We start from the raw sequence: 12869 nt of genomic DNA on the forward strand, positions 1-12869 counted from the left end.
GAGGTCATCCCAGCTTCAGGCATGGCGCAGCAGTTGGCTGCCTTCGAGCAGCACGATGGTGATCACGGCCGCGATCTCGACTCGCAGCAGGCGTTGATGCGCTTCGCCCGATGGCTCGCGCTGCCGCAGGCGCCCGCGCATCCACCACCAGCCATAAGCCGTCGCTCCGTAGAGAAGCAGCCGCCAGACGAGGAAATGGGTCGCGTGAGCACGCAGCCAGTGCTCCCAGCCGTCGATGCTGCCGATGACGTGGATGCCGGCCACACTCACAACCACGAAGATGCCGGCTGCCACCAGTATCCACAGCAGTACAATGCCCACGCGGCGGCTGAGCAGCCAGGCCGGCCGCAGCCAGGTCCGGGCAGTCACGGCGTGCTCCGCGGCTTCTGCACTTCCTTGAGCCGATCGCGCGTGGTGTCGCCCTCGAAGATGCCGCGCGATCCGCCGGCGCGGGTGTCGTGGCGCTGCACGATCGCCAAGGCGGAGTTCCCGGCCAGTGTGCGCCGCAACTCCAGCTCGATCTTGACGTTGTTGATCTCCTGCTCCAGCGTGCCGTTCTCCCGGTCGACCTCCTTCACGGCCAACTCATTGGCTGCGACGTTCGGCTCCTTCTTGCCGGTCAGCAGCGTGCGCTGCAGCAGCAAGGCCTTCTCCAGCACACTTGACAGCGCCACCTCGGAAGCCAGTCGCTTGCCCAGCAAATCCTGGTCTGGCTCGTCTCGCAGGGCTTCGATCACGCCGCGGGTGATCGGCAGCGAATTGCTGCCGGCCGCCTCGAGGTTCGCTACTGTCGTCGGCTTCACACCCGTCACCAGCTCCTGCAGTGCCTGCAGCTTGGCTTCGTACTCTTCCTGAATCACCGGCGTGAGGCCGACGCCCGGCGTGGTCTGCGTCTTGGTGCAGTTGTCGCAGGTGCGCTGCTCGCGCTCGCCCAACACACGGGTGGCGAAGTTGATAGCAGCCTGTGGCGAGGACCACGTGAGGCACGTCAGCCTATTGCCGCAGGACGCAGGCGGAATCGATGACGTCTCCGTGACGTCGCGCCCGTTGAGAAAATTGTAGCCCGCACGCGTTACGTCGCTCACCACCTTGATTGGACTCTGGCTAGAGCCGCCCGCATTGCGGCCGCCTACCCATGGCACGCCGTTGTTGCCCTTGTTCGATTCGGCCCGCGCGATAGCTGACACGGCATCGGTACTACTCACCGCATTGCGCAGCGCCATACCCTCGGCGAGTTGGTCCCAGCCCGCCTGGCCGCCGGCCAAATCCGCCATCCGGTTGGCGATGGCCCGGCAGGTCATCTTGGAGCGGTCGAAGTCCAGGCGCGCCTGCAGCACGCCGTTGGCTAACAGGTTGTAGAGCGCCGGATCCGCGCGCTGGATGATCAGCGCCGGCAGCGACGCCACGGCGCTGGTGGCGTTCTGGATCACTGAGGACATGATGGACTGGAAGCCGTTAGTGGCACCGTTCAGCTGGTTCTGCAGCGTCGTCGTTAGACTCATGTCCCCGCAGATAAGGTTGCTGTTCCAGCCGACACCGACGCCGATGCTTTTCATGTTCCCAGCCCCGCTCATGGACACGGCCCGGCCACCGCCCACACTGTAGAGCACGTCATTGCCAATGACGCTGCCGCTCGCGCTTGCGCCATTGCGGTCGATATGGGTCTGCGCCCACGTGACGCCTGCTGCCGCCGTGATGGCGCAAGCGAGCGCGATAATCAACGCGTAGGGCCTAGCACGCCCTGTCATACAGGAATAGAACACCTTCATCGGGAAACCTCATGTTAAATCAACGCTACCAAGGAAGACCTGTCCCCGACGCTGGCAACAGGCATAGGGCCGCCACAGCGCCCAGGCGTAGTCGCCCTGCTTGGCCTGCACACGCGGGCTGCTGTGTGGAAAAACGGCACAGGAGTTCGAGAGCGTCGGACTCAGCTCTTGCCACTTTCCGGTGGAAGCGTTGCCTTCCAAAAGTGCGCCAGCCGGCCAGTAACCATCCCGGGTATTCGCCAGCAGCGGTTGATAGACGTGGGGCTGGGCGCGCCGTGTAACGACGTCGCCCGCGCGCTGCGCGACCACGGCAGCGCTCTTGTAGTCATCGGTCTGATGCAAGAATCCGCCGCGCGGATAGACATTGCCCCACAGATCCCCCGTCACGCCGCTACCGATCTCTCGCATACCAGAGGTCAGCGCCTCCGGATACACCATCTCGGGTACGTTGTAGCGCCAGGCCGCCGTGTCGAGCGTGCTCAGAAAGTACGGCATGAAAGCCGTACCCGCGCCCTGACAGGTGTAACCAAAGGTCCTGGCGAACTCGCTGAATACCGAACCCGCAGGATGCCCAATCACGTCGGTGTTCTTGAACTTCGCCACGTTGTAATCATTGCCATGGTTCACGGTGCCGTCGCCACCGGCTTGGGCGGTGTCATTCGGCATGCTCATCGCACGCACTTCCATCCATGGGTTCTCGCCGGTATTCGAATAGCTCGATACCACCGCATCCGGCACGTAATGACGTACTTTCAACGACGTACGCACACTGCACCCCGACCATGAGCAATACAGCCAGTAGCAGATGCCGACGACGCGGTATTCCAGACAGCCGGGCGACGCAGTAGAGGCCACGATGGTGGCCGTGGTCAAAGCGAATGCCGACGCGGCACCGCTCAGGAGCGCTAAAGCCATAGCCAGCCGAAACCGGCGAGAGAGTGGCAAGAGCAGGCGATTCATGGCTGTTCCCTCCGATGGTTTTCAATGCGCGCCACGGCGCGCGCAACGTCCGGCTCGCCATAGACCACATAGCGGCCGTCGACCACTACGGCAGGCACCTTGGTGATGCCCAGGGCCCGAGCATCGGCGAACCCTTGGTAGGCCTGGCCTATCCGGCGCTGAAGTTTGCCCTCGCGTAGGCGCTTGCGCACGAGGTCGGCGGCGAGGATCGCATCTGCGGGCAGGCCCGCAGACAGCTCGGCCTCGATCCGCGAGGGAAGGTCCAGTTCGATGATTCGCTCACCGCCCATGGCTCGTACTGGATGGCGGCTGTCGGTGATGACAAGCACGTCGGCGGCGAAAGCGGGCGTGCAGAATGTGATCAGCATGGTTGGCAATACAGCAGCGAAGCTTGGGGCCGGCCACCCCGGCAAGAACTTGAGTAGAAGGGCTGACATGCACGGGATCCTTGGAAGCTGATCAGAGCCATAGTCAAGCGCTGAAGGCGGCATCGCCTCGACAAACAAGACGCACTGCGCGCGTTCCGTTTGTTGGCTCAGCAAGAAACGCGTTGCATTGGCGACAAGAAAAGCGGGAGCCGAAGCTCCCGCAGGGTGGAATATGCGCGTCCGGAACGTCGCCGTGACCGGGTTACAGCAGCCCCGATTCGGCGAACGAGTACGGTGTGCCCTTGCCGATGATGACGTGCTCCAGCAGACGAACATCCACCAGCGCCAAGGCGACACTGAGTTGGTCCGTGAGCACTCGATCGGCCATCGACGGCTCGGTTATCCCGGACGGATGTTGATGCGCAAGGATGAGCGCCGAGGCGTTGAGGGCCAAGGCGCGCTGAACAACGACTCGTGGATACACCGCGACCTCGCTACGCGAGCCCTTGAACAGCGGCTCGTAGGCGAGTACCCGGTCCTGAGCGTCGAGGAACACCGCTGCAAACACCTCGTTGGGCTCCGCAACCAGTTTGAGGCGCAGGAAGTCGCACACGGCCGCGAGACCGTTCAGCACCGGACCAGACTTGAAGACACGCTTCTCCAGCACGGTGATGGCCTGCTGGATGATCCAATCCTCGTGCTGCGCGGCAAGCAGAGCGAGCGACTGCGGGGTGGAATCAGACACGAAAGACATTGCAAACCTCCAATGGTTAAAGTCGGAGGCGCATGCCCCGGGAGGGCAAAACCCTCCAATGGATGACGGCATGAGGCATCGGACAAACAGGCATCCACCACCGCGGTGGCGATGGCTGTTCGCGCCAGGGATGCGATGCGAACGGGGTTTCGATCAACGCGGTCGCGCCGCGCCGTAGCCTTGAAGATCGAGGCTACCTGGGCATGTCGCCGACGATTGCGGCGGGCATATCTGTAGTACTGTACGGATCGGCAGCGGTGTGGCCGCCAGCGGCAAGCAAATCGAGCGCCGAAAGCAAGGCATCGCCCTCGACTGGCCCGTGCAGCAGCAGCGTCTTACCCGTCTCACGGTCCAGTAGAAGCAGGGCCGGCGTGGCCGTGACACCGGTCTTGGCCGCCTCCTCGGCTTGGGCGCGAATGACTGCATTGGGCCGCTCGGACGCCAAGCACTGCTGCGTGGCAGGCGACAGGTCGGGATAGCGCAGTTCCTCCGGCAGGCCCTGGCCATTACCGCGGGTATGGGTATAGACCCATTCGACCGCCTGCCAAAACGCAGCATCGCCGCCGGCAGCACCGACGCATTCGACGAGGCGGGCTTCGGCGGATGCGGCCGGCTCGTGCATCGCGAGCGGCAGATGGTGCCATTGCAAGGCTACGTCTGGGTGTTCATCGATCCAGCGCTTGAGAACTGGGAAGTAGGCTCGGCAGAACTGGCATTCCAGGTCGGCATACTCGATCACCGTGAAGCGCGCGTCAGAACGGCCGCGGCGCCAAGGCGGTCCGGGTACTGTCGTGCCCCCAGTCTTCGCCTCGGCATGGGGCTCAACCTGAACAGTAGCAGGCGCCATGGCCTGCGGACGCAGTACCAGCCAGGCGCCTCCGCCTATCAGCGAGGCGGCCACCAGCAGTACGGCAAGAAGGGGCCGGGATTGGGTAGCGCCGGAACGTTGCATCATGCGCTCCTTACGGCGTCAATCCATCGAGCGGAAGCGATGCGATGCCGCGGGCGCAGTCGATCCTCTGAGCGATCTTCAATGCAGCATCCAGTTCGCCAATGCCGTACTGCTGCATCAACTGGAAGCGCTCGGCTTTCTCCTCCGGTTCCGTCTGAGCCAGGGCCAAGTAGAGGCTGGGTGGGACAGCACGAAACAACACTTCCATCGATTTGGAGAGGATCACGCCCTCACTATACTTGCCCGTCTCCTTGCGTGCCGACGCCATCAGCGCCTTCTGTGCCGGGCTCAGCTCGCGGAAGCGTGCGATTTTCTCTACCTCATCCGGCGGCATCGACAGGCAAATCCACCACTCAATCATGTTGAGCATTGGTTCGGTCGCCTTGGGCAAATCATCAAGGTTCTGAGTCGCAAGCCAGTACCAGGCGCCGAGCTTGCGCCACATCTTGGTGATCTTGACGACGTAGGGCGCAAGCAGCGGGTTCTTGGTGATAATGTGCCCCTCATCGGTCACGTTGATAATCGGCCGCCCGAGAAACTGGTCGCGCTCGGCGATGTTGTTCACCGTGTTGATGAGGCTGATGTAAGCGATGGAGAGCTGGGCGTTGTAGCCCTCGCGCGCGAAGGTCGCCAGATCTACGACGGTGATGTCGGCTTCGGGCCAAGGCGTACCGGGCCGATCGAACATTTCGCCATCCACGCCCTGGCAGAACATGTCCATTGCGTCGGCCATTTCCGCCAGTCGGGCGCGACGGATCTCCGGCAGCGTCGAATCGTGAGCGCGCCCGCGCAGTGCGTCGCGCACATCGCGCGTGAGTACCATTCGCTTATCGGCCACACAACGCTGAGCCGCGTCGAGGATGCACTGACGAATGAGGCTGCGGTCTGCTCGCGTCATCCGCGTCTCTTCCTTGTCTTCGCCGCCGGTGATCATCAGCCGCGCCGTGATCTCCAGCTCGCCGAGCACATCGCGCTGCTCGTCAGCGTCTGCGACCCGCGTTGTCTCGGCGCGGTCCTCATCCAGGTCATCGGCATCCAGCGTTTGCACTTCACCAGGCGTATCTACCAGGCGCCAGGCGTCGGCGAAAGGGGCCAAGCTCACGCCAGCGCCGGGAGCGAGCTTGACACGGTGGACCGACAGGCCCAGGCGCGAGGCAAAGTCGCCGAAAAGACCGAAGCTATTGCCCGCCTCGACGATAAACAGGCGCGGCCGGTAGATCGCCGTGATCTGATTCAGAATGTTGTTGAGCGTGGCGCTCTTGCCCGAGCCGGTGGGACCGAAAAGAAACAGATGCGCGTTCATCTGCCTGTCCAGCCGGTTAAGCGGATCGAAGGTGATCGGCCCGCCGCCACGGTTGAAAAAGGTGATGCCCGGATGCCCCGTGCCCTGGCTGCGGCCCCACACCGGCGCCAAGTTCGCGGCGTGCTGCGCGAACATGAGCTGGGTGTACCACTGCCGCTTGTCCAGGGCCGGGTCGAAGACGCAGGGCAACCAACGCAGGTAGCTGTTGAGCGGCGCCACCTCGTCTTCCTCGCGCACCAACTGTAGACCAGCGTTGAGCATGACGTTGACCAGTTGCAGGCCGCGGGCGTCAAGCTGCTGCAGGTCGCGCCCCCGCAGGTAGAAGACCAGCGCGCCGCGGTAGAGCTTGTGCGCGCTGCCAATCATGCTGCGCGCCTGCTGCACGTCCTGGCGAGTCTGCTCCGAAGCTAGTGTCTCGCCCACCGATTTCTTGCTCAGGTGGTTCAGGTGCGCCTCTAGCACGTCCTGAGGCGTAGCGACCAGGGTAAGACACATCACCGTATCTTCCGGCATCTGGTCGAATAGCGCATTGACTGCATCGCTTCCCTTGCGAGTCTCACCGGTTATGTGTCCCGTCGCCGGAGGCATGCGCAGGCGGTCCATCACAATGACCCGATGCGGCATCCCGTCGAAGAGCCAGACGCCGTTGGCCACGTCCGAGCACGGCTGCCCGAAGAACAAGCGCTGGGCAAAGTCGCCGCTAGCCAGTTCGATCTCGCCTGTTTCCCCCTCCTCGGGGTAGCGGGTCAGCGCGTAGAAGCGCTCGCAATCTTCAGCACTCGGCCCCAGCAGCGTCGGATGCGGGTTGAACCAGCGCAGCAGCCAGTCATGGATGTCGGCCGCATGCATGCGGCGGGCCTTCACGCCCGCATTGGCGAGCCCGCCCACGAGTCGATCACAGATCGTGCAGAGAGACTGCTCGGGCGACTGGCCGCGTCGGGAAACCGCTGTCGCGGGTGCGCGCCGGTAGACTACCATGCGCACGCGCCGGACCTGGCCGCGCCACGGCAAGCGTGTGACCATGGTGTCCTCAAAGAGCCCGCCTGGCTTGGCGATCGCGCGCAGATGGTGCGCGAAGAAGCGCAGATAGAACTCGCTGAAGGCGATGCCCTGAGCACGTGGCCGGACGTAGTCTGCCAGCGTGCGCAGATAGCCGTCCCAATTCGCCTCGTCCTGAGCATAGAGCTGGACCACCCAGGGATGCTCTTCCAGTTCATCGAAGGAATCCTGCAGCGCGTTCTCCAGCGCGTCGCGCGCCTGCCACAGCCAGGCCAATTCGCGCCCTTCAGTGCCGACAGGGGCCAACTCGAAGAAGGCCGCGACCGAATCGCCGTCCTCCAGCAGCATGCTCATCGATTCGGGAAGATATTCGACCCAGGGCAGCAGATCGGCGAAGGACGGGGCCACATCATAGAGCGCCTGGGCGTGCGCCTCGGTGGCCGGGTTGCGGCGGCCGGCGGCCAACGCGCTGCCGGGCTCGGTAATGCCATGCGCGGCCAGTAACGACACATGCCGAGTCCAGGCCTCGTCAGCCGGTTCACTGGCACCGGTTGCCCTTTCGGCCCGGCGCGTCCTAAAGAATGAGCGGATCATTAGTAATCCTCCAAACGTTCGCCCGGCATCGCGTACTGCACCCGCTGGTAAAGCGGAAACACCGTGGTGTAGCCGGGCACCGGCACTGGATCGCTTCCGGACAGATGCGGGAAGACGTACATCACGAGGTCCGGGTTGGGCAGTCGGTGGAACTGGCGGTAGATCTCGTTGGCGGCGGTGCGGGTGTAGGCTGCATTGGCCGCGGGCATGCTCTTTACATCGGGCTCAGTCAGCGGCCGGCGCAAGCCCTGACGCACATCGATCAGTTGTCTCGCGGGCTGACCACCTCCCGCACTGCCGCCGGTCTCCTGTTGCCAGACATCGAGCATTGTGTGATCGCCTTGTGGTAGTAGCTTGTCCTTGCTGGTGGCACACCCTCCCAGCACCAGGGCTGCAATCAGCATCGCGGCGGCTTCAGTCCAGATCTGACGCATGAGCTTCTCCGATGCGGTGATTGACCCGCCGCCCCTTGACGTCGTAGTCGATGTTAAGGGGCTGCTCCAGATGGACAGCGACTTTGGCCCCGGGCTGCACGTAGATTGCGGCAAAGGCCTGCCCGTAAAGCTTGTTGACCCAGTCGGCCATGTCGCGCACACCCCCGGCGAGAATGCGGCCCATGGCCTCGTTGCCTGAAATGCCGACCGTACCAAGCGAGCCGTTGCTGTTGGAGACCACGGCTACACTGCCGGTGTCCGACTTGATGAGCGAGGCCGCGCCTGCGCCGGCCGCGGTAATCAACGCCTGCGAACCGAGGTACTGTTGCGCGTTACTGCGACGCTCGCCGGAGACGCAGGGGACGCCGTGGGGATCGCTGATCCAGCCCAAGCTACCCCGCACCGCGCTGCCGTCCATGCCGGTGCTGCTAGCCTGGTCACCGGTGGCGCCCTGGCTGCGCGAACTCTTCTGCGGCACGTTTTGGATAGTTCCGTCTTGGAAAACGAACGTCACGCTGCGGACCTGGCCGCGCACGCATGAAAGTGTCCAGTCGCCCGAGGCGGTGCCGCTCACCACTGCACCGGCTACGTCGGGAATATCGATGCCGTTGGCGGTAAGGTTGTCCGGACCGATCAACACCTTGAAGGGATACGGGTCGTTGACCGTACCGTCGATCGGCACACGTCCGATCAACGCTGTCATGGCAATCGACCCAATGAGTGTCGAGTTGGACGGCACCGTGTAGATCGGCTTGGCGTAGGTCTCTGCGGCGCTGCTGACGGCCTCAGCGGCGGCGCTCGCAGTGCTTTCAGCCATATCCGTCAGAGTTCTCTGCGCGGGTCCGAAGCTGGTGGGCTGATTCGGGCCGCTACGTACATCGCCACTCTTAACAGGCGTTGCGTCATCTGGTTCCACCCAGTGCAGGCCGCCACTCTTGCGCGCGCCGCCCCTGTGCTTGCCATCGCCCTCCTCCAGGCCCAGCCCGATGGGCAGGTCGGGCTGCCCGCCCTCGCCAGAAAGCCCGTCGAGGCGCCGCTGCAAGTCTTGTAACCGGTCCTGCGTCTGCTGACGATCGTTTGCGATCTGATCACGCTCCTGTTGCAGGCGGCCGCGCTCGCCCTCCAATGCGGTCTGGATGCTTTGGTCAATCGCACTCTCACGGACACGCATGCGCTCGTTCTCGGCCTTCTGGTCCTTGTTGTCGTTGAGCGCTGCCTGTAGTTCGTTGCGCAGTTGCTTGACCTGGGCGACCAGCGTGGCAACGGTATCGCGCGGCGTATCGCCCTCGATACCCAAGGCTTTCCTCTCTTCAGGCGAGAGCGGATTGGCACGATCTGGCCTGGCGGGTTCGGCACCATGATCATTTGAGAAGAGCCTGATGCCAGCGAAGACCATCAACAGCACCATCGGGATCAGCAACCACTTGAGGAGGGGATTACTTTTCATTATGGGGACCTCCTCCTTCGGCCGGGCCGGGCGCGGCTGCCACCGGCATGCTAGCGGTGGCGTCGAAGGTTGCCACCTTTGGCAGCAGTGACTCGGCCAGGCCATGGCCACGGGTAACAAGATAGACCACGGTGGTGTCGGTCGAAGCGCCAGCCGGCCCCAAGGTCGCATGCTGGAAGGTTGCCGCGACGAAATCGCCTTGCAGTGCGCGCGGGTCGAGTACCAAGCGCCGTGCGGACGTGTTAGTGAGCTTCACTGCCGTCACCCACTGGTCATCGAGCCGCCACGCGGCCAGCGCCTGCGCGCGCAACGGGAGCACAGGTAGCAATGTGTGTAGAGCCAGATCGCGGCGTAGATTCACGCGGCGGACGCCAGCCACCGGCTCCACCGTGCGCAGCGGTGCATAGAGGTTTTGTGCCGCATAGCGTGTCAGCACCGCAGGCACCGGGCTCGCGCGCCGCGTCGCCGCGCCTGCCGTCTCGCGCGGCTGGTGCTCGCTTGTGACGGTACCGGCCAGAGCGTTCGCCGGCGATGATGCCGCATCGCCCACGATGATGCGCACAGGCTCGAGCGAAGGCTGGCCTGCCTTGGCTGGCTCGGCAGCGATGTCGAGCAGGATCAGCGCCCCGGACTCCACGTCTTGCAGTTGCAGCCGCGAGGGCGCAATCGGCTCGCTCGCGCGCAGATAGATCGCGCCGCCGGCGCTCTGCACGCGCAGGTGCGATGCGATGTTCTCCGGCAGGCCGACGCGCACGTTACGATCGATGAAGATCACGCGCTCCTGACCGACCACTAGCGCCACAGCCAGGGGCAAACGTTGCCAGCGCAGGAGCTCCACAGCGTGGCTGATGGAGACTTGCGCCATGCCGAGCAGAAGGCCAGCCAAGGCCGAAAGGATACGCCGCTTCATGGCGCTTCTCCTTGCAGAGGGTTGACAGCGGCAGGTTGGGGGCCGGATACAGTTGCCGGCGCCGATTCAATGCGCTGCGGCGCCCTCGCATAGCAGTCCAGCGCCAGGCCGAAGGGGTTATGCTCTGGGTCCACATCCGAGCGAACGACCTTCAAGGCATAGCGCACCAGTGCGCGCTTGACCTGTTCGGAGCCGAGGTACTCGTCGGCACTTACCTCGAGCGTGACGATCCAATCCGCTGCTGACACGACTTGCACACGCGACGTGGGATCATCGCCGTAGCCTCGGCCGGGGATCTCATAGATGCCGCGCACCCGTTGGCGCAGTTCGCCGTTGTTTCGCCGCAATTCGTAGTCCTGTTGCAGGAAGGACCGGCACCCAGGCGTGAAGTAAGCGGACAGCGCCTTGAGATTGCGCGGGTAGTCCTCCTCGCCATTGGCCGGCCAGCGCTGGGTCTGCTGCCAGATGTAGAAGGTAAAGGCGTAGACGTTTTCCGGAGGCACGTCCCACCACTTTCGGGTGCTACCCGAACGCAGATCAGGGGGCACGTGGATGGTCAGGGTCTTCGGCGCGCTCCACCAGCCGAACCCCAGCACCAGGGCCAGGGCGAACAGCGCTGCCACGGCTAGGCGCAAGGTCTTGACATGCGCCTCGAGGTGCATGACCTCGTTCTTGAACCGGCTCATGCGGCGCCCCGACGAATGGATGTGGAAGGCCACTCGCGCCGTGTGGTCCACCAGCCAGAGTAAGTGATGATCTGCCGTCCGCCTACTTGAGCAGCCAGCGAGGGGTAGCGCAGCGCGAGCCGCCACTGGAGCTGGCGGTATAGCCAGGTGTCAGGCCGACCGCGCTTCTTTCGGCGCAGGAAGCCGCCACCCCCGAACACGCCGATCCCGATGCCAACGACGACCAGGGTCGGCACCATGGCAATACTCTGGGTCAGCCAGGCCGCCGCCAAGCCTGTCAGGAAGCCGGCCACACCGGACAGGCCGGCGCAGGCCCACAGCTCGTCGGCAGTCAATCCGCGTATCACCACCGGATGGCGGTTCAAGCGATGCGGCAGGAAGACGACGAGCCCATCATTGAGACCATCCTGCGCAGCCAGCCTCGGATTCTGGCGGTAGCCAGTCATCGCTGCACGCCCTCAGAGCACACCGGTGGCCTTGGTCATCAGCCAGATGCCAACGACCAACAGAATGGCGCCCACCGCCACCGTGAGGCCGAACTGGCCCCAGGTAGCGCGGCCGGTGTGGATCTCGGCATAACGCGTATAAGCGTGGTAGCAGACCCCGATGAACATCGAGGAAACCACAAGCAGCGCAATCAGCAGCACGATGTCGTAGCCGTAGTTCTGCAGCGTTTGGAGGATGCCTTTACCCGCGCCGCGCGATGGGTCTTCCATAGTCGGCAGGCCGGCAGCGAACGAAGCGCTTGGCATGCCCGTAATGCCTAGCGCAACGAGTGCGGTGGCAACACATGTGGCGCGATGGAAAATCGAACAGGTTTTCATAGCGATTCAAACTTTCGTGGTGGTCAGGACAGGAGAAAGAAGCTCAGCGTCAGGTACATCGCGACGAATCGTACGGCCACGCCGACGAACTGGCGCTCGGTTGTCCGGTTCTCGGCCCAACCGACATAGGCGGTACGCAGCGCCCAAACACCCCAGAGCAGCAGAACGGCGAAGACGAAGCCGAGGACAACGGTGGAGACGGTCGCAGGCGTGAAGCCACTGTTGGCCTGGAAAGCGGCGACTTGATCAGCGGCAAGCGTCATGGCGATGACTCCTGCGGTTCATGGCTTCGTACGTAGTCGCCGGCGATGGGAACGGGATCGCGCGGCTGGGCACGCTCGGGGGCGAGGTAGTCCTGCACGCCTGCACGGATGCGCTCAAGGTCAGCATGCAGCCGGGCATAATCGAAGTGGTAGCGGGCACGTTCATCCATTGCGGTGTTGGCGGCGTGCGCTGCGATGCTGTCCGCCAGTTCAATCTGACGCGCCAAGGCGCCGAGTTGCTCACGCTCCATGGCGCTATTGGAAGCCATGGCCGCACGCAAACTTGAGAACGAAAGCAACAGGAGCAAGATGACCATCCGGCGTGGCCATGCGCCAGTGCGTCGGCATGTTTGTTTCATGTTGCCATCCCCTGGTGAAGTGGATGGTGTCAATACTGCAGCGCGCCGCAGTCATGCGCCGCAGAGAAAGAGGATTTCTGCACAACCAGATTGACGGCATCATGTTGCGCCAACGGCGGCATTTCAGCGCGCAAGCTTTTCCCTTCCCAGAAGCTGCTGAGCACATATGGCATGAGTGCGCAGAACCTACACGTCGGGATGACCGCCGCGGCCATGAGGGAAGAGGGTACAAAGTGCCAGCCCCCAA

16 protein-coding genes are annotated in these 12869 nt (G+C 63.6%); all 16 read right to left on the bottom strand.

The features are described 5' to 3' along the window. Window positions 1-15: 15 nt before the first annotated feature. The 16 genes from KB879_RS26290 to KB879_RS26365 all read right to left on the bottom strand — a co-directional run bounded on the left by KB879_RS26290 (window position 16) and on the right by KB879_RS26365 (window position 12795). On the bottom strand, window positions 16-369 hold the full coding sequence (locus tag KB879_RS26290; protein WP_211980081.1) for a hypothetical protein: 354 nt from the start codon (window positions 367-369) through the stop codon (window positions 16-18). Further along, on the bottom strand, window positions 366-1769 hold the full coding sequence (locus tag KB879_RS26295) for an integrating conjugative element protein (protein ID WP_211980082.1): 1404 nt from the start codon (window positions 1767-1769) through the stop codon (window positions 366-368). Before KB879_RS26295 ends, KB879_RS26290 begins: the two co-directional genes overlap by 4 nt. A 9-nt stretch (window positions 1770-1778) precedes the next feature. Next, window positions 1779-2729, bottom strand: a complete 951-nt coding sequence (locus KB879_RS26300; RefSeq protein ID WP_211980083.1) for a TIGR03756 family integrating conjugative element protein — start codon at window positions 2727-2729, stop codon at window positions 1779-1781. Beyond that, window positions 2726-3166: a TIGR03757 family integrating conjugative element protein gene (locus tag KB879_RS26305; RefSeq protein WP_013957663.1), complete on the bottom strand. Its 441-nt coding sequence runs from the start codon at window positions 3164-3166 to the stop codon at window positions 2726-2728. The genes KB879_RS26300 and KB879_RS26305 overlap by 4 nt, the downstream gene beginning before the upstream one ends. 193 nt (window positions 3167-3359) lie before the next feature. Continuing rightward, a complete protein-coding gene (locus tag KB879_RS26310; RefSeq protein WP_035816717.1) occupies window positions 3360-3851 on the bottom strand; it encodes a JAB domain-containing protein in 492 nt (163 codons plus the stop codon). A gap of 193 nt (window positions 3852-4044) precedes the next feature. Further along, window positions 4045-4803: a thioredoxin domain-containing protein gene (locus KB879_RS26315; protein WP_211982312.1), complete on the bottom strand. Its 759-nt coding sequence runs from the start codon at window positions 4801-4803 to the stop codon at window positions 4045-4047. 10 nt (window positions 4804-4813) lie between these two features. After that, complete coding sequence (locus tag KB879_RS26320; RefSeq protein WP_211980084.1) at window positions 4814-7699, bottom strand: conjugative transfer ATPase; 2886 nt, start codon at window positions 7697-7699, stop codon at window positions 4814-4816. Then, window positions 7699-8133 (bottom strand): TIGR03751 family conjugal transfer lipoprotein, encoded by a 435-nt coding sequence (locus KB879_RS26325; RefSeq protein WP_211980085.1) that lies wholly within the window; start codon window positions 8131-8133, stop codon window positions 7699-7701. Before KB879_RS26325 ends, KB879_RS26320 begins: the two co-directional genes overlap by 1 nt. Beyond that, the gene (locus KB879_RS26330; protein WP_211980086.1) at window positions 8114-9580 is read right to left on the bottom strand and encodes a TIGR03752 family integrating conjugative element protein; all 1467 of its coding nucleotides are present in this window, start codon (window positions 9578-9580) and stop codon (window positions 8114-8116) included. The genes KB879_RS26325 and KB879_RS26330 overlap by 20 nt, the downstream gene beginning before the upstream one ends. Beyond that, entirely contained in the window at window positions 9570-10490 is a 921-nt protein-coding gene (locus tag KB879_RS26335; RefSeq protein WP_211980087.1) for a TIGR03749 family integrating conjugative element protein, read from the bottom strand. The genes KB879_RS26330 and KB879_RS26335 overlap by 11 nt, the downstream gene beginning before the upstream one ends. Beyond that, a complete protein-coding gene (locus tag KB879_RS26340; RefSeq protein WP_211980088.1) occupies window positions 10487-11176 on the bottom strand; it encodes a PFL_4703 family integrating conjugative element protein in 690 nt (229 codons plus the stop codon). Before KB879_RS26340 ends, KB879_RS26335 begins: the two co-directional genes overlap by 4 nt. After that, window positions 11173-11622, bottom strand: coding sequence for a TIGR03750 family conjugal transfer protein (locus KB879_RS26345; RefSeq protein ID WP_211980089.1), 450 nt, complete (start codon window positions 11620-11622; stop codon window positions 11173-11175). The genes KB879_RS26340 and KB879_RS26345 overlap by 4 nt, the downstream gene beginning before the upstream one ends. Before the next feature lie 12 nt (window positions 11623-11634). Beyond that, window positions 11635-12000: a TIGR03745 family integrating conjugative element membrane protein gene (locus tag KB879_RS26350; protein WP_211980090.1), complete on the bottom strand. Its 366-nt coding sequence runs from the start codon at window positions 11998-12000 to the stop codon at window positions 11635-11637. Between the two features lie 23 nt (window positions 12001-12023). Next, window positions 12024-12263, bottom strand: coding sequence for a TIGR03758 family integrating conjugative element protein (locus tag KB879_RS26355; RefSeq protein ID WP_013957673.1), 240 nt, complete (start codon window positions 12261-12263; stop codon window positions 12024-12026). Further along, window positions 12260-12622: an RAQPRD family integrative conjugative element protein gene (locus KB879_RS26360; RefSeq protein ID WP_211980091.1), complete on the bottom strand. Its 363-nt coding sequence runs from the start codon at window positions 12620-12622 to the stop codon at window positions 12260-12262. Before KB879_RS26360 ends, KB879_RS26355 begins: the two co-directional genes overlap by 4 nt. A gap of 29 nt (window positions 12623-12651) precedes the next feature. After that, complete coding sequence (locus KB879_RS26365; RefSeq protein WP_161786853.1) at window positions 12652-12795, bottom strand: hypothetical protein; 144 nt, start codon at window positions 12793-12795, stop codon at window positions 12652-12654. Window positions 12796-12869: the final 74 nt, after the last annotated feature.

The organism is Cupriavidus sp. KK10 (assembly GCF_018223725.1).
GTDB classification, from domain to species: domain Bacteria; phylum Pseudomonadota; class Gammaproteobacteria; order Burkholderiales; family Burkholderiaceae; genus Cupriavidus; species Cupriavidus necator.